Here is a 255-nt window from a genome sequence, read left to right on the forward strand (position 1 = left end):
GTGTGGGAACTTATGGAGCAGCTGATGTCGTCGATTAAGGAGGTGATCCAGCCGCAGGTTCCCCTACGGCTACCTTGTTACGACTTCACCCCAGTCATGAATCACACCGTGGTAACCGTCCTCCCGAGGGTTAGACTAGCTACTTCTGGTGCAACCCACTCCCATGGTGTGACGGGCGGTGTGTACAAGGCCCGGGAACGTATTCACCGTGACATTCTGATTCACGATTACTAGCGATTCCGACTTCACGCAGTC

Annotated in this window: 1 rRNA gene; it reads right to left on the minus strand. The window is 54.5% G+C overall.

The features are described 5' to 3' along the window. Positions 1 to 35: 35 nt before the first annotated feature. Positions 36 to 255: ribosomal RNA gene (locus tag QMX84_RS26505) — 16S ribosomal RNA — on the minus strand; the annotation flags it as partial.

The sequence above is a fragment of the Pseudomonas sp. PS01297 genome (genome assembly GCF_029959305.1).
GTDB classification, from domain to species: domain Bacteria; phylum Pseudomonadota; class Gammaproteobacteria; order Pseudomonadales; family Pseudomonadaceae; genus Aquipseudomonas; species Aquipseudomonas helleri.